The sequence below is a fragment of the Bartonella sp. AR 15-3 genome, assembly GCF_002022445.1.
In the GTDB taxonomy this organism is placed as follows: Bacteria; Pseudomonadota; Alphaproteobacteria; order Rhizobiales; family Rhizobiaceae; genus Bartonella.
This window is the reverse complement of the sequence record NZ_MUYE01000001.1, coordinates 124,709-147,830: the sequence shown is the minus strand read 5'-3', so window position 1 is coordinate 147,830 and position 23,122 is coordinate 124,709. Positions and strand designations below refer to the sequence as shown.

General features: G+C 34.6%; 9 protein-coding genes and 1 tRNA gene. 4 read left to right on the top strand and 6 right to left on the bottom strand.

Annotation, left to right across the window (positions count from 1 at the left end):
• Window positions 1-927: 927 nt before the first annotated feature.
• Window positions 928-7,077 (bottom strand): Vomp family autotransporter, encoded by a 6,150-nt coding sequence (locus BAR153v2_RS00620; RefSeq protein ID WP_078679864.1) that lies wholly within the window; start codon window positions 7,075-7,077, stop codon window positions 928-930.
• Window positions 7,078-8,241: 1,164 nt separating this feature from the next.
• Here BAR153v2_RS00620 and BAR153v2_RS00615 point away from each other — a divergent pair.
• On the top strand, window positions 8,242-9,447 hold the full coding sequence (locus BAR153v2_RS00615; RefSeq protein WP_078679863.1) for a YopJ/AvrA family T3SS effector serine/threonine acetyltransferase: 1,206 nt from the start codon (window positions 8,242-8,244) through the stop codon (window positions 9,445-9,447).
• Window positions 9,448-9,954: 507 nt separating this feature from the next.
• Complete coding sequence (locus BAR153v2_RS00610; protein ID WP_078679862.1) at window positions 9,955-10,797, top strand: YopJ/AvrA family T3SS effector serine/threonine acetyltransferase; 843 nt, start codon at window positions 9,955-9,957, stop codon at window positions 10,795-10,797.
• A 264-nt stretch (window positions 10,798-11,061) separates the two neighbouring features.
• On the opposite strand, the gene pgi is transcribed toward BAR153v2_RS00610, so the two are convergent.
• From pgi to BAR153v2_RS00595, 3 genes are all read right to left on the bottom strand, one after another.
• On the bottom strand, window positions 11,062-12,726 hold the full coding sequence (pgi, locus tag BAR153v2_RS00605; protein ID WP_078679861.1) for a glucose-6-phosphate isomerase: 1,665 nt from the start codon (window positions 12,724-12,726) through the stop codon (window positions 11,062-11,064).
• Window positions 12,727-12,925: 199 nt separating this feature from the next.
• Window positions 12,926-16,060 (bottom strand): efflux RND transporter permease subunit, encoded by a 3,135-nt coding sequence (locus tag BAR153v2_RS00600; RefSeq protein WP_078679860.1) that lies wholly within the window; start codon window positions 16,058-16,060, stop codon window positions 12,926-12,928.
• 33 nt (window positions 16,061-16,093) lie between these two features.
• Window positions 16,094-17,206 carry an efflux RND transporter periplasmic adaptor subunit gene (locus BAR153v2_RS00595; protein ID WP_078679859.1) on the bottom strand — a complete coding sequence of 371 codons (1,113 nt, stop codon included), beginning with the start codon at window positions 17,204-17,206 and terminating at the stop codon, window positions 16,094-16,096.
• A gap of 370 nt (window positions 17,207-17,576) precedes the next feature.
• Here BAR153v2_RS00595 and BAR153v2_RS00590 point away from each other — a divergent pair.
• A tRNA-Arg gene (locus BAR153v2_RS00590) sits at window positions 17,577-17,653 on the top strand.
• A gap of 228 nt (window positions 17,654-17,881) precedes the next feature.
• On the opposite strand, the gene BAR153v2_RS00585 is transcribed toward BAR153v2_RS00590, so the two are convergent.
• Entirely contained in the window at window positions 17,882-19,531 is a 1,650-nt protein-coding gene (locus BAR153v2_RS00585; protein WP_143245198.1) for a BID domain-containing T4SS effector, read from the bottom strand.
• A gap of 1,604 nt (window positions 19,532-21,135) precedes the next feature.
• Here BAR153v2_RS00585 and rpsU point away from each other — a divergent pair.
• On the top strand, window positions 21,136-21,369 hold the full coding sequence (rpsU, locus tag BAR153v2_RS00580; RefSeq protein WP_078679857.1) for a 30S ribosomal protein S21: 234 nt from the start codon (window positions 21,136-21,138) through the stop codon (window positions 21,367-21,369).
• 362 nt (window positions 21,370-21,731) lie between these two features.
• On the opposite strand, the gene BAR153v2_RS00575 is transcribed toward rpsU, so the two are convergent.
• Entirely contained in the window at window positions 21,732-23,105 is a 1,374-nt protein-coding gene (locus BAR153v2_RS00575) for a glutamate--cysteine ligase (RefSeq protein ID WP_078679856.1), read from the bottom strand.
• Window positions 23,106-23,122 lie beyond the last annotated feature (17 nt).

Below are 23,122 nucleotides of genomic sequence, written 5' to 3'. Positions count from 1 at the left end.
ACTTGCATCATCACCTGCTAAATGATGTTATTGTTTTTTTCTATCTGCATCTTTATTATATTGAATCGTGCCATCTAACCTAGCTGAATTATCAACATCATTAAACTTGTTTTCAAAATCATTCATTTTTTGATTTTTTTCCAAAGCTGTTTTTCAGTAACCGCATCACTAGAGCTCTTTTTTATTTTACTATCTGCCACATCGTAATTTGTCCTTCTTTATCATTATGAAATTACGTTTATAGGCATCTGCATCCCATTCTAGACTATCCTGTTCTATTTACTTTTCGAAATTATCGAGACGATTATTTAAGTTTTCACATATTTATCAACATCATCATTTGCCAACATACTCCCAGCATGGCTCCACAAGAATTGTATTTTTCAAAATGAGTTACCTTAAAATATATCTGAGATACCAGTATTATCTAAAATAAAACTGTTTTTATAATAAAATATGAGTTCAATTTTAAATCTATATTGTTTTATTTAAGAAGCCTATTGCTTCTTAACTAAAATTAAAAATTATTAGATTATTTTTCGATATATAAAATACATAATCTATTAAAAAATACCGAATAATCTCTTACATTTTTAAATATAGTCTGCTTTATCTTTAATAACCCATAATGAGAAAACCAATATAGCTCATAGAAAGCAAAAAATAAACAGGGATCAATTAATTCGAAAAATACATCCCAACAAATTGGGGCATATATTTATTGTCAATAAAATTACAAAACCTCTATGAAATGATGAAATAGAAGACAATAATTATCTCCTGATCTATATCATAAACAGTCTGCTATTTATAAAAAACTTACGCCCTTCCCTCATTTTTGAAGAAAAGGCGTAAATCTGTCTTAATCTTAATGGATTTTATTAATATTGCTGAGGAACAATCGTACCATGCACCTTTATATTACTATTAACGCACCGGCAAGGTAAAGCTGAATCCTGCACCAACACCCCAATGACCTCCCGCACCTGTCACAGAAACATTAGAACGGATATTTCCATTTATAGATGTATAACCAGCACCAAAAGCAAAGGCAGATTGGCTACGCCATAAACCAGTGCCAAATGCAACACTTAATGCACCAGGAGTAGTATTATACCGCAAGTTAGAGACTGCTAAACCAATTGCTGCAGCTTGTCTTGCTTCTTTTCGTACTCCTTCAATGTTATAATTTAAGGCACCAAACTTCTTATCCGTATAATCTTTTGCCTTCTCTACCGCATCATCAATAGCATCTACAACAATATTCTTGACCTTTTCATCTGTATATTTTTTTGCATCATCAAGAACAATCTCCATTTGTTGCTTAGTATAATCATGTAGCTGACCACCATTTACTGCTTCTTTTGAACCTTTTTCAATCTTACCATCTGCAATATTGTCAATGACAACAGGCTGCCCAGCATCACCTCCTGCTAAAGTGATTTTATTGTTTTTTTTGCCATTTGCATCTTTATCATATTGAACAGTATTCTCAGCTATACCATTAATCGTGTTTGACATATTGTCTACTTTATTTTCAACATTAGTAACGCGCTCGTTGGTATCCCAAAGTTGCCCACCATTAACTGCCTCTTTTGAGTCTTTTTCAACTTTACCATTTGCAACACCAGTAATTTTACTATCCTTTCCTTCTCGGTTTGCATCATAAGCGCCTTTTTCTTCACTCCATTTTAAAGCATCTGAATTAGAGCCACCTTGTCCACTTTGATTTTCAATCTTCTTAATCCGATCATTTAAAATAGACATCCCTCCATTCACACCAGCAAAAGCACTAGCAACATCCTTATAGACCTTTTCAGAAGTAGAACCATTAGCACCAAACCGATAAATCTTAAAAATAGGGTCTCTCCACTCTCCATTTTCATATTGAGCACCGCCACCAAAATATGAAGCAAGCTTGTTACTCATCTGAAAAAGCTGACCACCATTTATTGCATCTGTCGAGTTCGCATCAATTTCTCCATCTAAAAGAAATGTCAGTCTGCTATCTTGTTTTTCTTGCCCTTTAGACCCATGAAGTGCAACAAAGGCTCTTTCTTCTTCACTCCATAACAAAGCATCATTAGAAATATTGGAAATCTTTTCATCAAAGTTGTTAACCAAATATTTTATGTGCGCATTCATATTTTTAATATTCACATCAAGTCCTGCAAAAGCTGAGCCAACATCGTTATAGTTCTCGCTTGTTACAATTCCTTCTGTTGTCACATGTGATAAAGTGTAGACTGGCCGCGTAAAGCTACCATTGTTGAAGTCTGTACCACCACCGAATATGTCTGCAATATCCTGAGATAATTCATAAATCTGTTTTCCATTAACAGCATCACTCGATTCATTAGAAATCTTACCATCTTTAAGATTACGAATGGCAACTGGTCCTTCATTATTATTCTGTCCACCCAAAGTAATCTTGTTATAATCAATGCTGCCATCTGACTTCTTATCATAAAAAACTGCAGCAGCACTAACAGACTCAAAATCTTGAGTAATATCTTTCAAACGTTTATCAAGTTGATCTTTGTTAACAGCTTCGTTGCCTTGTACCGCTGCTTTCACACCAGAAAGAGTTCTATCTTGCCCTGGACTATCTGAAATATTAATGGTAGTGCCGCCTTTTCCCTTACCGATAGTAATAACTTTTGTATCTATATTTTGCTGAACGAGACTATTTTCCGTTATATCCAATATTTGATTACGAATATCCTTAATAGAACCATCAACACCCTTAAAAGCTGAACCAACATCATTATACTTAGAGCCATTAATTGTATAAGTTGGTGCTTTACCACCTAAAACATCTGCACCACCACCTAAATAGTTCGATGTATAAACTGCGACCTTTGATAAATCACCTTGAAGATTCGTTATATCTGTCTCTGCTTTTTCTACACTATTATTGAGTTCAAAAACTTCTTGATTCGTTTCCCAAAGCTGTCCACCATTCACTGCATCGGTTGATTTTTCAAAAATAAGCCCGCTCGCAATACCAGTAATTTTTCGTTGTTTCTTTGTATTGTTTAGGACGCTAATTTCAGTACCATTCACATTCTTACCGATCGTAATAAGACCATTACTCCTTTCTTGTTGGACAAGACTATTTGCCGTTATATTGGATATTTTATTATTAATTTCCGTAAAAGTCGTATCAACACCTTCAAATGCCGAGCCAACATCATTATACCTAGAGCCATTAATTATATAAGTTGGTGCTTTACCATCCAAAACATTCGCACCACCACCAAAATACTCCGATGTATTTGTCGCAACTTTTGTTAAATCAGTTTGAATATTGCTTATATTTGCATCTATGCCATTAATTTCTTTATTCAATTCTACAATTCTGTCATTAGTCTCCCAAAGCTGAGAACCATTTATAGCCTCGGTTGATTCTTCAGCGATAGCTCCATCCGAAACACCAGAAATCTTCCTCTGTTGGTTTTTATTATTTACAATATGAATTGTACCACCACCGCTTTCCTTACCAATAGTAATAATACTGTTTTCTTCATCTTGTTGAACAAGATTATTTTCCTTCATATTTAATATCTCTTTACGAATCTCCGTAAAATTAAGATCCACACCCTCAAATGCTGAACCAACATTATTATACAGAGAGCCATTAATTATATAAGTTGGCGCTTTACCACTCAAAACATCTGCACCACCACCTAAATACTTTGATGTATTGCTTGCAACCTGCCAAAGCTGATAACCATTTATTGCATCCGTTGATTGATTAGAAACATCTCCATCCTCAACACCAGTAATGAGCCTCGATTCACCCTCACTGTTCGCAATATCAATTAGAGTACCACCTGTTTTTGCTCCAATAGTAATATTCCGAGCTAAATCTTGCTGAACAAGGCTATTCTCCGTTATAGTGGTGATTTTATTATTAATTTCCATAAAAGTCGTATCAACACCTTCAAACGCTGAGCCAACATCATTATATTTAGAGCCATTAATTGTGTAAGTTGGCGCTGTGCCATGCAAAACATTCGCACCGCCTCCAAAATACTTTGATGTATTGCTTGCAACCTGCCAAAGCTGATAGCCATTTATCGCATCCGTTGATTGATTAGAAATATCCCCATCCTCAATACCAGTAATGAGCCTCGATTCACCCTCACTGTTCGTAATATCAATTAGAGTACCAGCTGTTTTTGCTCCAATAGTAATATCCTGAGTTAAATCTTGCTGAACAAGGCTATTTTCCGTTATAGTGGTGATTTTATTATTAATTTCCGTAAAAGTCGTATCAACACCTTCAAACGCTGAACCAACATCATTATACTGAGAGCCATTAATTGTATAAGTTGGTGCTTTATCAAGCAAAACATCTGCACCTCCTCCAAAATACTTTGATGTATTATAATCCAATTCTTCAATAACTCGTTCAGTCTCCCAGAGCTGTCCACCATTCACGACCTCAGAGGATTCTTTGGTAATCGCTCCTCCTAAAACACCAACGATCCTCCGTCTTTTACCTACATTGTTATGAACATGTATTTCAATGCCTTCTGTTTCTGCTCCAATTGTAATAATATTATCCTGAGCCGCATCTTGCTGAACAAGGCTATTTTCCGTTATATTAGATATTTTATTATTAATTTCCGTAAAAGTCGTATCAACACCTTTAAATGCTGAGCCAACATCATTATACTGAGAGCCATTAATTGTATAAGTTGGCGCTGTACCAGCCAAAACATCCGCATCACCCCCTAAATACTTTGATGTATTGCTTGCAACCTGCCAAAGCTGACCACCATTTATTGCATCTGTCGAGTTCACATCAATTTCTCCATCTAAAAGAAATGTCAGTCTGCTATCTTGTTTTTCTTGCCCTTTAGACCCATGAAGTGCAACAAAGGCTCTTTCTTCTTCACTCCATAACAAAGCATCATTAGAAATATTGGAAATCTTTTCATCAAAGTTGTTAACCAAATATTTTATGTGCGCATTCATATTTTTAATATTCACATCAAGTCCTGCAAAAGCTGAGCCAACATCGTTATAGCTCTCGCTTGTTATACTTCCTTCTGTTGTCACATGCGATAAAGTATAGACTGGCCGCGTAAAGCTACCATTGTTGAAGTCTGTACCACCACCAAATATGTCCGCAATATCCTGAGATAATTCATAAATCTGTTTTCCATTAACAGCATCGCTCGATTCATTAGAAATCTTACCATCTTTAAGATTACGAATGGCAACTGGTCCTTCATTATTATTCTGTCCACCCAAAGTAATCTTGTTATAATCAATGCTGCCATCTGACTTCTTATCATAAAGAACTGCAGCAGCACTAACAGACTCAAAATCTTGAGTAATATCTTTCAAACGTTTATCAAGTTGATCTTTGTTAACAGCTTCGTTGCCTTGTACCGCTGCTTTCACACCAGAAAGAGTTCTATCTTGCCCTGGACTATCTGAAATATCAATAGTAGTGCCGCCTCTTCCCTTACCGATAGTAATAACTTTTGTATCTATATTTTGCTGAACAAGGCTATTTTCCGTTATAGTGGATATTTTATTATTAATTTCCGTAAAAGTCGTATCAACACCTTCAAACGCTGAGCCAACATCATTATATTTAGAGCCATTAATTGTGTAAGTTGGCGCTGTACCATCTAAAACATTCGCACCACCTCCAAAATACTTTGATGTATTTGTGGCAATTTTTGTTACATCAGTCTGAATCTTAGTTATATTTGTCTCTATACTATTAATCTCATTATCTAATTCTGAAATTTTTCCATTAGTCTCCCAAAGCTGAGCACCATTTACTGCCTCGGTTGATTCTTCAGTGACAGCTCCACCCGAAACACCAGAAATCTTCCGAGATTGCTTGTCATTGTTTACAATATCGATTGTATCTCCATTAACATCAGAACCAATAGTAATAACACCTGTGCCTCCATCTTGTTGAACAAGGTTATTACCCCCTGTAAGGATCATATCTCTTAATGCTTGTAACTGTGCAACATTCACTGCATCTGACAAATCAGTACCAGCCGCTACTCCCACAATCTGTCTAGTCACTCCATGCTGAGGATTACCAACACTGACTACACCTTTAGTACTTTTCCATACAAAATCATCTATTGTCGAGTTACCGTTAACTCTAGGATCATACCCAGCAATACCATAAGGAGTAACTGCAACAGAATTTCCTCCTAACGCAACACCATTTTCAACAGTCACCTGTGCACCGCTACCAATAGCAACCGAAGATCTTGTTCCAGCTACAGAATCATGCCCTATAGCAACTGCCCCTTCAACATATGCATGTGCTTTGTACCCTAAAGCAACACTATTTAAACCGTCTGCTTCTGTATGCGCATCAAGACCTACAGCAACACTATTTATACCTTCTGCATGTGCTTTTGTACCTAAAGCAACACTATTTAAACCTTCTGCCTTTGCAAGGGAACCAAATGCAGCTGCAGATTTACCTGTCGCTTCAGTTCCAACTCCCATAGCAACACTTGCCTCACCAGTTGCAAGAGAAGAAACGCCAAAAGCTTGTGCTCCACCAGCCTTCGCAGTCGCACCTGCACCAAATGCTGTAGAATAATTCCCCGATGCATAAGATCCACAACCAGTTGCAAAAGAATAAACACCAAAAGCTTCAGGCATAGCATTGGCAACGCCACCTGTCGCTATCCCCATATAACCAACATTACCTTCCGTTGCGCCTTCACCAGTCCAATTAACTTTTTTTGTTGAAGAGCCATAGGGATTCCGGCCAGAAAATGTTTCATTATTGATAAACCTTTCATATTGCTCTTCTGCCGTTATGGCCGTACCAGGTTTTTGAGTACCACCGCGACCAGCAACATTATCAACACCACAATAATCATCATCACCGTTTAAAACAATACTACCATGACTCCCATTTAGATAAACAGAATTGATGCCATTTGAACTTTGATTAGTCGCTCCTGTTATTGCAAGATTAGCCGAAAAAACAAGAGAGGTACTAGACAAAAGAACAGATAATACTGCTCCTAACGAAACTGTTTTAATGATATTTGGTGTTGAATTTTTTTTCATAATAAACCCCTCAATAAAAAACACATCCAATGCTAAAAACAAAGTCCAGCCTCACAAAAGAGCGAAAGAAACTCCTCCGCAAAAGCACTTTCGCGTATTAAAAAACTTATAAAAATCTGGAAGCTACCCCGCCAATGCCGAAACCTATTGTGGTATTATTCTAAAACGCTGAGTTTCACAAAAGATCTAAAATCTTTCAAAGTTTTAAAACAAATCAACAAAAAATTTGAAATCACTGTGTCCTCTCCATCAGAGAGCAATGCAATCCTTCCTTTGATAAAAATCATTTTTAATAAAGAACAATTTGTCCTTTAGATGGAGCACATAAATAAAATGGCAAGTATATAAATGAATAATTTTTAATGAATAATTTTTTTGATCCTAAAAAACGCATTTCATATCAATCATAAAAAAATACTTTAATAATGCGTCACACCTGCAAATTTGCAGTAATAGATTTTTGCATTTCAGCAAAGTTTTCTTTACTGAAAACCGCTACAGAAGAGAAAACAATCTACCTTAATCCCAATTGAAAAAAACAACGATCCAAAATAGGTGTATAATAATACTACCTCGCCTTTATTAGTTGTTTTGATAATTTGAATTTCTTTATCATCCAAACCAATCATAAAGCTTACACGAAGATTTTTATTCTATGTACATGTCGCTAGCAACACACGTATATGTCATCTTGATATTTTTTGTTGAAAAAAATTCTGTAAAATCCACTAACAAAAACGAATTGCTTTCTACAATTTATTTTAAAAAAGCTGTAGCTTTGACTAGAACATAAAAGAATTGAATTTGCTAAACAAATCCCCCAAAATAATGCTTCCTTGTGTTTTTTTAGCTTCCAATACCTGACCGACTTTTTTCTTAAATCCATGATATCAAGCAACAAAAATACACACGTCAACACCATAAACTATCTAGTTTCAGGGTTTTAAATATTCTATGCGTCTTAGAATAAACCAAAGAACACAGGAAATATAAAGCCTCAATTTAAAATAAAATAAGTTTTGCAGAATCTATAATAAAAGCAATTTAAACTTAAAATATAGCTTTACTTATTGCACTCTTCAAAACCCAAAAGAAACTCAATATCAACATCTTTTAGCCCCAAAAAACCGCTATCTTCTATTAATTATTATAAGGAGATTAATTATGCCTAGATCAAAAAATTTAACAGACCAAGACAGTGGTCCAATTCAAACCAGTAGTCCATTAAATAGTAGTGCAACATTAGAAGAGCTTCTAACCCATTTAGAGACTTTGGAGACGCAAATCAGTGATCCAAGCCAAACCAACGATCCAAGCCAAGCCAGCGGTCTCAACCAAGCCAGTGGTTTCAACCAAGCCAGTGGTCCAATTCAAACCAGTAGTCCATTAAATAGTAGTGCAACATTAGAAGAGCTTCTAACGCGTTTAGGACCTTTGAAGGCTCAAGCCAGCGGTCTCAACCAAGACAGTGGTCCAATTCAAACCAGTAGTCCATTAAATAGTAGTGCAACATTAGAAGAGCTTCTATCGCGTTTAGAGGCTAATGAAACAACAGAAAAACCAAGTATCTTATTCAGTAAGAAAGCATTACAAAATGTTATTTCAGATTTAGAAAATGACATTACTAATAGTAGTTTCGTCGATGCTAATTATGCACATATAGACCTTACAATAATGCCTCACTTAGTCGAGCAGGAAAATAATAAATGTCCAGGGATAAATCTTCAATTTATTACAGACCCTGAACAGCTTGTGAAATCAATACAAAAAGTAATTAATCAGGGAATTCCATCTTCTAGATTTCTAATTAGTCTAGAAGGTAATGACCCTCATTTTGCGATAATTGATCAACAAACCATTGCTAATAAAACATCCTTAATATTGTTTGAAACTACAAAATTCACGCACATGAATGCAGAAGTACTGGGAGTGACCGTGAAATCAGCCATTGAAGCTGCACAACTACCTTATTGTTATTTTTCCATGGCGGAAATTAATCTTCAAGCAAACTCCTCTGAAAGTGGAATTATAAGTTTACTTTTTGCCAAAAAACTTCACCTCGAAGCTAATAAATTAAAAGTAATGCACCAAGATAATATTAGTGGGATTTTATGTAAACGAGGAATTCCTTTACCTTATCATAAAGTGGATGAGTATCTTCCAGGCGCTTTTTATAAACATGCACAAACTGGAAAACGTATTAGTCAATATGTCGACAAAAATCGGCAGTATTTTACTAAAACAATTAACAACAAAGATGAAATTTTGCATCATAGATTAGATAAACACTCAGTGTTATTAGACAATAAGGTTGTATCTTGTTCATCACAAAAGAAAAGAATTGAGAAATATAAAGCTCTGGTCAGATAAATATAAAGCTCTGATTAAAGTATCTACTATACCGTAAATATCGTCTTACGTGGCATGATATAGGGTGTATTGAGTTTTGTTAATCAGAGGTATTTAATGCTCGATCAATCGATAAATAACACTAAGTACGAGACCTTAACAGGTGCTAATAAATTAGGTATAGCAACGAAATTGCTGCATAATTCTTTGGAAAGGTGAGAAACTTTTCACATTCTATTAGAAATACAGCTTTTTATAATCGATACTATTATTTTTCGATAATGCACAAAAAACGTTTGTAATTTATAAAACAGATATGCTCACCCTCTTAGTTATAATCACATTATCAAAATTATTAAGCTAAGCTGATAATTTTTTTAAATAATCAAACATTTAGTATCTAATTATTTTACAAAGCTGTCTGATTATAATTATTTAGCAATGATAAAGGGCCAAAAATGCCAACGATATTTGAGAGCTGGTCTAGTTTTTAAATTTCTTTACAATTTTTATAAAGAAAGCAGTTTAATGCGAAAATTATTGAATACAATAAAAAATGCTGTTGGTTTATCTCAGACAGAAGATCTAGAAAATATTATCACAAATTTAGAGAATGACATTGCTAATGGTGATTGGCTTAACACTACTTACACAGAAGGAGATTTTCAAATAATGCCTGCCTTGATAAAGCAGGCGAATAATAAATATCCAGAGATGCACCTTACATTGATTAAAGAGCCTAGAGATTTCGTCGCATCAATTTTAAAAAAAATTAAAAACGGAATTAAATCTTCTAGGTATATAATTAACGTAGGAGGAAATGATGATCTCGTTCATTTTGCAGTAGTAGATCACCAAACTATCGATAACAAAACATCCCTGATATTATTTGAACCTGCAAGATTCTCTCTTCCAATTCCAGCGATTCTAGGAGCAAAAATGCAAACGGTCATAGAAACTCGGTTACCTCACTGTTATTTTTCTTTAGCGGAAATGGATATTCAGCGAAGTATGTCTGAATGTGGAATTTTTTGTTTATTTCTCGCTAAAAAATTTTATCGCCATTCTGATAAATTAGAAAAATTACATAGAGATAATATTAAAGGTGATCAGTGGGATAGAATAGCCCATTTATCTCATGATTTGTTGGATACATATCTTCCAATCAACTTTTATAAACACACGCAAGGCGTGAGACGCCTTCAGGAATATATAGATAAAAATCCAGGATCTGAAGACAAAATCATTAACAAAAAAAATGAAACTATTTCTGATAGAGTAAACAAAAATATAGTTGTACTAAAGGGTAAATGTATATCTATCTCAGCACACAAAAAAAGAGTTACTGAATATAAATCTCTGATGAGATAATAATAATATTATTTGTAATGTTTGGTCACTATAAGTAAAATAGAAAATAAATTCATTAAGTTTATTCACCTTTGAATTTTTTTAAGATTTATTGTATGCGAACATCATAAATTAAAAAATAAGTATATTTTTCTAACTGTTTTTTATGAATCAATTTTATAAATTCTACATCATAAGAGTTGTCTAATATTATGTAGTTTGAGGTGATACTTCCATACATTCGATAATTGACCTCTCAAAAACTTTGAGATTACACACACATTATTAATCAAGTGCAGACGTTTTTTTTATACGCCTGTCTTGAATATGCGCTAATAATCCTAATGTTGAACTATCATGATTGCTATTTTCGTCTTTTCCACAAATCATTGGCAATAATTCATTTGCTAACTCTTTGCCAAATTCCACACCCCATTGGTCAAATGAATTAATATTCATTAAAATGCCTTCAACAAAAATACGATGCTCATAAAGCGCAATTAAACGACCAAGGGTAAAAGGCGTCAATAAATCTTGAAGCAAGATAACACTAGGCCGATTTCCTTTACAACTTTTATGAAGAGCTAAATCATCCACATCAGTATTATCAACTCTACGAATAGGATGTGATGCATATTCAATATTACGACCCTGCATCAAAGCTTCTGACTGTGCCAAACAATTAGCCACCAGCATATCATGCATATGATGTAAATTTGGCTCATGCCCTTTTACAAATAGAATAAATTCTACAGGAACAATATCTGTTCCTTGATGTAAGAACTGAAAAAAAGCATGTTGTCCATTTGTTCCTGAAGCACCCCAAACAATCGGCCCACTTGGAAAATTCATTGGTTTACCATCCCAAAAGACTTGCTTACCATTTGATTCCATATCAAGCTGCTGTAAATAAGCAGGCAAACGCTCCAAACGCTGCGAATAAGGAACAACAACACGTGATGTATAACCACAAATGACACGATGCCAGAAACCCAAAAGAGCAAATCGAATAGGAATATTTTGATGTAAAGATGCGCTCTTAAAATGTTGATCCATCTGCTGAGCACCTTTGAGAAATTGACGAAAATTCTGACCACCTATTGCCAACATAATAACAAGGCCAATTGCTGACCAAACTGAATAACGCCCCCCTATCCAATCCCAAAATCTAAAAATTTTTGATGGAGCTATTCCAAATTCTATCACTTTATCGACTGCACTTGATACAGCAACAAAATGTGTTTTTATTGCTTCCTCCCCTAAATGCGCGCGGATCCATTGACGTGCAACACGAGCATTAACCATTGTTTCAATTGTAGTAAAAGTTTTAGAGGCAATAACAAATAACGTTGTTTCTGGATTTAAATTAGCAAGAGTGTCAGAAATATGTGCACTATCAACGTTAGAAACAAAATGACAACGTGGGCCATCATGATATGGCTTCAAAGCACTAGTAACCATTGCAGGGCCAAGATCAGAGCCCCCAATACCGATATTCACAATATCAAGTATCTTCTCACCACTGCTTCCTTTATATCTTCCATCGCGGACTATTTCAGAAAATGTTTCCATATGGGAAAAAACAGCTTGAATATCTTGAACAATATTGCATCCATCTAACATAAAAATTTCATCGACAGAAAAACGCAATGCAACATGAAGAGCTGAACGTTTTTCAGTTTTATTAATAATTTCACCAGAAAACATTGCTTTACACCAGCCTAATACATCTGTTGCAACAGCAAGATTATCCAAAAGTCGCAATGTATTAAATGTTACACCGCATTTCGAAAAATCAAAAAGAAGATCATCAAGTTTTAAGGAAAAATGAGTAAAACGTTGTGCATCTTCTGCAAAATGTTGACGGATATCACAAACTCCATCTTTTATAAGATGCTGTTTTAGCGCCTTCAAAGTCTGTTTAAAAGCTTTTTCATTACGAATTATCAATTATATCTCCCTAACCATTGATAATAGAGTTTTTAATATTAATGATAACAAGGTAGAGAACTATTCAACTTATTTTAAAATCATTTTCATTGCTCACTTACAAAATAAAGCTATGCAAAAATAAAAAAGATAAAGTATTAAAGTGATATCTTTTAAATAAAAAAATTTGAAAATCTATTAACCTTTTATTTTTAAAAAGTCATTCAATATGGTTGAGCTCCCTTTTTAAACGCAGAGCTTCCTCTGCTTTTGGTTGTACAAAACGTCCCAATAAGAGATAAACAACTGGCGTCACAAAAAGAGTAAAAATCGTCGCTAGACCTAAACCGCCAACAATAACCCATCCTAAAGCTATACGTGCTTCTGCACCAGCACCTTTTGCTAAAACTAAAGGAATTCCTCCTAAGATAGCGCAAATCATTGTCATACAAACTGGACGAAGACGAATATTTGCCGCATCCTCTATAGCTTCACGCACGCTTTTACCCTGATCACGTAACTGGTCTGCAAATTCAACAATTAGAATACCGTTTTTTGCCATAACTCCAACCAATAAAATCAAACCGATTTGACTATAAATATTCAGACTAACACCGCTAAAAAGCATAGCAATTACAGCACAACCAAGTCCTAATGGTACAGTAGCTATTATAATAAAACCTGAAACAAAACTCTCAAACTGAGCGGCTAAAACCAATAGAATAATCACAAAGGCAATACCAAAAACAATCATAAAACCAGAAGATGTCTCACTAAGTGTAGCAGCTTCACCCAAAGGAATAATATAATTTCCTTCCACTAACAAAGGAGAAGTAATATCTTCTATAGTTTTATACGCATTTCCTAAAGAAAAACCTGGAGCAAGATTTGCACTCATAACAACCGCACTCATACGTTTTTCTCGCTTTAATTGCGGCGCAATAGCTTTTTCATGCAAATTTGCAATAACCGATAAAGGAACATATTTATCATCTGTAGTTTTAAAAAAAACATTCTCCAAATCAGATGGATTAGTAATGGGTTTCTTACGCGATGTTAGTTTAACATCGTAAGAGTGATCATCTACATAAATAGAACCAATTTTTCTTCCATCTAACATTGCTTGTAACGTATTACCTACGTTAGTGATATCAATACCTAAATCAGAAGCTTTTTCTCGATCAATTTCAATAAAAAATTGTGGTTGTGTTGCATCTACCGTAAGCCGTGGACGAATAAAGCGCGTATCAGATTGCAAAAGCTTAATCAGTTCCCCAGCAATAGATTGTAATTTTGTATAATTATCTCCAAGAATTGCAAATTGTAATCCTTGGCCAGTTCCTCGAACTCCTAATGAATTTCCTTGTGCTGCGAATACAAATACTGCTGGAAATTCTTTAACCTTCACATTAATATCTTCCACAATTTCTTGCTGGCTCCGAGAACGCTGATCCCAAGATGAAAGCAACAAAACAAGAAAAGCACTATTAGGTGAACCACCAACTCCAGCAACAGAGTAACTATTAATAATCTCACCAGAATCACGCAAAGGCTCTAAGCTCGCTTCAAGTTGCTTCACCTGCTCATTCAAATATTGCACTGAAATCCCTTGTGGCCCATTAATAACCAAAAAAACAACGGCTCTATCTTCTGTTGGTGTTAGCTCCTGTTGCAACTTCATGTAGCCTCCAAGACAAAAGCTTGCAAAAACAAATGAAACCAGTACAACAGTCCAAGGACGTTCTAGGCATTTATGTAAACTATAAGCATAACTTCTGCTAAAAAAAGTACCTAATTTATCCAAAAGAGCAAAATAATGTGCTTTTTTTTCGCTGTCTCCAACATATTGTTTAAGAAAGCGTGAAGCAAGCATAGGACAAAGTGTCAAAGCAACAACTGAAGAAAGCAAAATGGAAATAGCTAAAACAAAACCGAATTCTTTAAAAAGCCCTCCGACCTGTCCAGGAAGAAAAGAAATAGGTACAAAAACAGCAACTAAAGTTAATGTCGTTGCTAAAACAGCAAAAAACACTTCTTGTGTTCCTACTACTGCGGCTGATCGAGATCCTAATCCCGTATTGCGCCATCGAACAATGTTTTCAAGCACAACAATTGCATCATCCACAACAAGTCCCGTCGCCAAAACAAGCCCTAAAAATGTCAGAATATTCAATGAAAATCCTACAACATAAATCGCTGCAATTGTCCCTATAAGAGTAACTGGAATAGACAAAATAGGAATAAGTGTTGCACGAATATCTCTAAGAAAAAGAAAAATAACCAAAATAACACTTAATACAGCGATGACTAATGCAATCTCAACTTCATGAAGAGCACTGTTAATAAAAATAGCATCATCACTAAGAATACTCATATGCACAGAAGGAGGCAAAACAATTTTAAGTTGTTCAAGAGCCGCGCGAATACCTTTAGAAATATTGAGAGTATTAGATTGCGCCTTACGCACAATTCCTATCCCAATCCCTGTTTTCCCATTAACACGAAGAATAACTGTTTCTACATCGGGGAATAAAGTAACATGTGCAACATCTCCAAGTCGTACATGAGGCTTTAAGATGACTTGTTCAAAAGCTTCAGGTGTTGTCAAACGAGCAGTTGCACGTACAATTAAGGTTTGTATAGAATTGCGCAACGACCCTACAGGAGCATCAGTTGTCATATCAGCAAGAACACGCGCAATATCTCCAACGGTCAATCCATAGCTAGCAAGCTTTGCTTGATCGACATCAATCTGAAAAATTTTCGTGCGAGCATTATCAACTTGCACATCACCAACACCATCAACAGCAGAAAGCTTATCAACAATTTGATCATTTACAATCGTTGCTAAATCATCAATATTCATCGTTGGTGAAGTCACAACTAAATACATCATCGCAGCAGCATTTGAATCTGCTTTAATGATTAAAGGTGCATCTGCATCTTTTGGTAGAGAATAAGTAACACGAGAAATGGCATCACGGATATCAGATGCTGCAACATTTAAATCAACACCAACATTAAAACTAATTTCTACACGAGAGCGACCAAAAGAAGAAGTTGAAGAAATTGTTTTAATCCCTGAAACACGAGCAACAGCATCTTCTATAACTTTCGTAATCTCACGATCAATTGTTTCTGCTGATGCACCAGAGAAAGTTGTCATAATCGTCGTTACTGGAGTATCAACGTCTGGCAATTCGCGCACATCAACATTCATCCATGCAGAAAATCCTGCAATTATGATCATGGCATTCACAACAAAAGTGAAAACTGGCCTCCGAATAAACAATGCAATCATACCGCCTTGTCCTGGCTGCGTTACAAATTGTTTTGTTTTAAGTTCTTGACTCATTATACATCCCGCTTACTTATCACCGATAACTATTTAATTACTATTGGAACCTTTTGAGTCTTCAATAATGACACTCCTACCTGGATAAAGCGTTTGTACCCCTTGTATAACAACTTGAGCATCATTTTCTAAAAAAGCTTTTACAAATATTTGATCTGTTTTATGCTTAATAATCGATATCGGAATACGTTCTACCTTATCTTCTCTTACACGCCATACAAATGATCCTTTACTATCCCATTGAACGGCTAGAGGATTAACAACAGGAAATAAACCGCTATCGAATTGCAATGTAACAGAAAAAGACATACCAGACATAAGTATATCTTTTTTATTTTCGATCTCAACTTGAACACGAAATGTGCGGCTTGTAACATCAACTATATTATCAATCGCATAGATATAACCAACGAAAGTCTCACTCGACTGTGTCGTTAAAGTTACAACTACTTCATCTCCTTTGTTAATGCGTGATGCATATTGTTCAGGTACCCATATATCGATTAAAATGCGCTCTCTATTTTCAATACGAGCTATTTCAGTATTAAGAGCAACAGCATTCCCTACATCAATAGGCAAAATACCAACAATTCCGCTAATTGGTGTACAAATCGTCCGTCGATCAAGTGCTAATTCAGCATCACGCAAAGCCAAATTTGCATTATCTAACTCTAAGCGCGCTGTAAGTTCTTGCACTTCTGTTGCTGTATTAGTAGCACGTAACTTAAGAATACGCGAAAGCGTTAAAGCACTATTATCACGTTGTACCTTCGCTCTTGCAACCGCTATTTCTTCTTTTTTAGAATCAAGTTTTGCAATCAAAGCACCAGCTTGCACTTTTTCTCCAGCTGATACAAAAAATTTATCAACGACACCTGCCGACCAGGGAGTTAATCCTACTGTTGCAATAGCTCTTCCATTGCCAATTAAATTGAGCTTTTCATTAAAATTTTCAATCTTAACAGAATCAACAATAACTTTCGCTGCCGACATATTTGTCGGTGATTTTAGTGTTTTATGCGGTACATTTTTTGCTTGATCCACTGCATAAATAGAATTCTCTAAACTATATTTAGACTTACAATAAGAAATAATCAAAACGAAAGCTAAAAGTACCAATGGAACAATCTTTTTCCACAATCTCATACCTCTATCCTTGATCTATAATGAATATACACATCTGTATGAAATAATTTTGTAATATTTAAATTTTATCAAAAACCAAATTACAGATAGTATCTCTTAAACTCTCATCACAAAAACGTATCTCATTTACACTTGACTATCTTTCGTAGATCAGACCGTCAAGTTAACTATCGTTCATATTGGAACTCTACTATGACACAATGATATAAGTACTATGCAGAGACTTTCTAGCAATCGAGAAATTACAACAGTATTTCGACAACAATATATAATGGACTAACAAATAAAAATCTTTATTGTACCAAGTTTCACTTGTAATTCACTAACGAAACAATTAAGAATCCAATATCCTAACTAAAAAACTGAGTGCGCACCCGTAGCTCAGCTGGATAGAGCACCAGACTACGAATCTGGGGGTCAGGAGTTCGAATCTCTTCGGGTGCGCCAATAGGTTTTGTAAATAATATGTTAATTTCGTTTATACTTTTTGAATAGTCAAGATAATATAATTAAAGGTAAAGGGATAGGACTTTACGTTTTCCTTTAATAACCATAAATCAAAGTTTCTGTAAAGAAACAATGCGCCTTAGATTATTATAATAGAGATAGATACGAACTCTTATATGGATACTTTATAAAAATAACTCATCCATGAATATAAAAAAGTAAAGGCTTTTAGAGTTCTATCAGGTTATAGTTCATCGCTTTCGGCTCATGCTCTCTGTTTGTTGTTAGCTGACATACTTTATGAGCGTTCTTAACAATTGCTGTAACTTCCCGCGCTCTACTTAGTGATATGCCTATACTATCAGCCAACTGAACACAACATTCTTCCTTAAGTACTTGACGCTCCCATGATGTAAGGCGATCTTTGACTTTATTCACAAGATCTTTAATCTCTTCGTGAAGGGAAGGATTGCCATTTAAAGCTTTGATCTGATCTTCTTCAGATAAAGAAAAAATATTTTGCACTGCTTGACTAGGCATTTTTACCATTCGCTCGCCACGTTCTTGTTGTTCTTTGTGCCCTTTCAGTACTATTTGTCTAGTATAAATTACAGCACTTATATAATCATCCAATGCTTGCTCGAGCTTAAAGTAATCTATCCTAGCTTGTTTGCGCGCTGGATTGTCGACACCTAATACTGTCACACCTACAAGCTGATATCTTAAAAGACTCACATGCTGCCTGATATGTTGTTCACCGAGACCTGAATCTACAAGTATCAGATTTATATCATTATCTAACATTTTCGAGCTTCCATAAACACATTTTGATAAAGCTCTGATTTTTCGTGTAATCCCTTGGATGGAGCCATATTTTTCAATTCTTGAAATAATTTCTTTTTCCGTCAAAGGGGCTATTCTTGCTTCTGGGATAAGAACATCTTCAGCAATTGCTTTGGACCTTGGAACTGTAAGAGTAATCCTATCACCAAGCTTCAATGTCTTTAGTGTTCCTGGTGCAATATCATCTTTTTTGCATAAAACATACTGATCATCTATCATAAGCATAACAGCATCTCCGCTATAACCTTTACAGAGACCCGTATAAGGAAAACCTGCTTTTGCTGCTACAACAAACTTATCTTTGATATCTATGGACATATTTTCATATCGTATGAATTCCTTTAAAATATTTACTTTTTCTGGATTAGAGATATCTTCAAAAAGATCGTGTATAATAGCTTTATCACCTCTAGTAGGTAATAATGCGGCATAGCGAGCATATTGCCAACGTTTCTTTGTTATAACTGAGAAGTCAAGTCTATGCCCTGCGGCCTCTGCCATTTTTTCAAAAAATATACGTTGTACACATCCATTTCCACTACAGAAAGGATATATACTATAAAAGTGAGAAAATATTGTTGATGCTTCACGAACAAATTCTTCACGTGATAAATCTTTCAAACTATTTTTTTCGGCAAGTATTCGATCAATTTCCTTTAAACCGTTTGTAATTTTATCATTGCCTATAGAGTAATCCAAGTCAGGTATTGTTATTGTTAAATCTTCCCTAACTGCACCATCCGAAAATGTAAATGGAAACTCCCGGGTATAACCAGCCCATTCAAATGTATTCTCAAACAAGCGCTTATGAAGATATTTTAGATAAGAAGAATCAAATTTTTCTGGCAGTGGCTCTTCTTTCAGATTAACACTCGCTTGTATTACATCATGCACACATCTTTTCTCAAAATCTATACCCTGCAAACCATATTTATTTCTTATCTTGGCAGAAGAATTATAATTCCATCCCTTTTTTTGATTGCTCAGCATTACTTTTTCTCTATCAGCATCCATTAAAGCATTAAATTGCGCCAATGTATAATGCCTGCATGCATATCCTGCCACAGTCGCGAATGTATGAGAAGAAACAAGCCATCATCAAGTATAGAAAGATTGAAAACTATATCAAACACTTCGAATCTTGGGGTTGTTTGGTAGCTTTAAGATACATATGATAACTTTTAAAAAGCTCAGAATAATTTGAAATATCTGGATAATTTAAGTTATTAGTTAATTTACTAGGCATTGCTTTTTATCTTAAAATCTATTAGTTATTTTTATAAATATATCTAATATAAATTTACACACTTTTAATTATTACCAATATGTATTTTATTTCCAATACAATATAAATTTGATACTGTAAACTTATATTTAAAGAAAATTTAATTTTGAATTTGCAATAGACCAAGTATTTTTTATTAATAAAATATCAATATATATTTTAAAATATTAATTTTCGTTGTTTCTAAATCAATTACGTAGAAATGAATTTTTAGATAGTGGATGCCTTAGCAAAAATAAAGTGTCGATTTTTTTAAAATACTTGTAGATGTTGTCGCATCATTTACTTGAAATACACTGATTGTAAAAACACTTGAATTGGAACGAAGCAAATATAACTTCTACGAACCGTATATATAAAGCTTAAAAAAATATCTAAAATACACGATCAGCAAGAAAGATATTATTACCTTTTTCAACAGTGTTACTAACGATTTTGCAAATATAGATTGAGTTAGGTTAATTGCTTCTTGTTAGAAACTTGATATCGCCTATTATTTGTGGATTCTCAAGATAATATCGATAACTACTTCTACTGTTAAAAAGGATTACCGATCGTTTGAAAAGTGATCATGCTGTCGCTTTTTCATATACTAAAATAACCACCTAAATGCACTATGACATCAAGAAACGTACAATTCTAAAAGAGTATGATGAGTTCTTTATCATGAACTTTCATGACAAAATTTTCCAATCAACACGTATTTTTAAACATCTGCTTCATTCATCGCATTGCATGATGAATTTCTATTTTTTCTTAAGTTTGTTGGAGCGAACCCCATCTGAAGTCCCTAACAAATTGAAATCCATTCTGACGCGCAGATTATCGTCTTCCGATATCCGCAAAATCATAATGCCGCTTAGACTACTATTACTCTTTTCAATATCACAATGACGGCTATTGCATGGAACAGAAAGCAAATAATAAATGACCTTTCAACAGCTTTTATACTCATAGAAAAATGTTTATCATTCTTGCTTGTTGCTCTTACATAAATAAAAAGACTAAAAAAATTGACCTTACTAACATTGGCCTATCGAAAAACAAGGATACAACTATATCGTCGATATGTAAGTTAATACAGAAAAGTATTGCCTCTATTATGATCATTTAAGCTAAAACGAGAGTATTACCAGTATAAAATGACATACATTGTATTGCAGACTTAGTCTTACTCCAGAAAGAGAAAGCATGTTAGCAATTGATAGCAAAAAGAATAGAGTTTTTGAAAAGCAATATAGACAAGCATCCTATTTATATGGTATGTGATCTAGTATTCTTTTTACTTAGTAGTTTTAAGAGATTTTATTTTTTGCTCATTTATTTTTAATATTGAAACAAAGCAGGATAAGTTGTGCAAGTACTCGTTCGTGATAATAATGTTGATCAAGCACTGCGTGCGTTGAAAAAAAAGATGCAACGTGAAGGTATCTTCCGTGAAATGAAGATGCGTGGATACTATGAAAAGCCATCAGAAAAGCGTGCCCGTGAAAAAGCAGAGGCTATTCGTCGCACACGTAAACTTGCTCGTAAACATGCACAAAGAGAAGGGTTAATCAGTGGCAATCGTGCTTTTTCTACGCGATAAATATATTATTTATTGCTGTAATACAGCAGTTTAATTAAAGCATAAACAGAAATAGAAGTCCGTGCGTGTTTTTTAATGTAAATTATCTTATTTTTATGGTTAAGTATTATAAAATAATTTGATTATCTTTTAGTTTTTTTCATTAAACTAGTAAAATAGCCTCATAAGATAAGGTAACTGTAAACAAAGCGCTCTTTATGATTCTTCGTGTTAATCAAGCTTTGTATTCTTGTTTTTATATAAACATTGTGCTTATAATTCTAAATCAGTCAAATGTGATGCTATACTAAATAAATATTAAAATAAACAATAATTAAAGTATGTAAAGTATTAACAAAAAGAGCTTTTTTATTTTAAATAATTTAGTAAGCATACTCTAAGAACACTGGTTCCACAGATTTACCCCAAATAGAATGATAGTTAGATAAAAATTTATCAGCATTTGTTCGCTCCATTGCTACTACTTCCTCCAAAGGAGCTAGAAAATCTGTCTCATCAAAACCATCAGTATCATACTGCTGACGATTTTTTAAACCTTTACGCGAAATAGCAAGAGCGTGACGTGCTAATTCTAAAATTATAGTTTGACGAAAAGGTGTTTTTAGTCCCTCTTTAGCAACGCGTGTATGCATTTCTACAACTTCTTCAAAGCACCAATCTTTTGTCAAAGCTTCTGCTTCATTCAGTGCCTCACTATCATAAAGAAGACCAACCCAAAAAGCAGATAATGCACAAATATGCTGTAAAGAACCACCATCAGCACCTCTCATTTCCAAAAAGCGTTTTAACCGTACCTCTGGAAATAAAGTCGACAAGTGATTAATCCAATCTCCTATAGTCGGTGCTAAATTCGCAATCTGCCCTCTTAAAGCTCCATTCATAAATTGACGAAAAGTTATATGCGTACAATCATAATAATGCCCATCACGCACAACGAAATACATTGGTACATCAAGTGCCCATTCAACGTAATCAGAAAAACCAAAACTCTCAGAAAATACGAAAGGGAGTATTCCTGTTCTCTGATTATCAGTATTATGCCAAACATGGGAACGCCAAGATAAAAAACCATTTGGATACCCCTTAGTAAAAGGGGAACTGGCAAATAATGCTGTTGCAATAGATTGTAACTTCATTGCTACTTGCATTTTTCGTCGCATATCAGTCTCAGATGAAAAATCAAGATTCACCTGAATAGTTGCGGTTCTATACATCATATCAAGGCCACCATGACCAACTTTTGGCATATAATTGGTCATAATTTGGTAACGCGACTTGGGCATTCTTGGTGTTTCATCTAATGTCCATTTTGGACTAGCGCCCATACCTAAAAAACCAATACCTAGTGGCTGTGAAATTTTTTTGAGAAGTTCTAAATGCTTCATAACTTCACAGTAAGTATGACCAATTGTTTTCAGCGGTGCTCCAGATAATTCGAACTGCCCCCCAGGTTCTAAAGAAATAGCACCTTGATCCACTGATCCTAGAAGTCCAATAATATTCCCTTCATCTAAAATAGCTTCCCATCCTAAAGCTCCTTGCATTCTTTCCAATAACACTCGGATTCCTCTTGCACCTTCATATGGAACAGGACGAAAACCATCTACGTAAAATGGAAACTTTTCGTGTTCTGTTCCGATACACCAATCATCTTCTGTTTTACAGCCTTCTTCAAAATAACTAACTAAAGAATCTAAGCTATTAATTTCACTTTTATCGGTTGTATCAAGTGCCATCAATTATTTTATCCTAT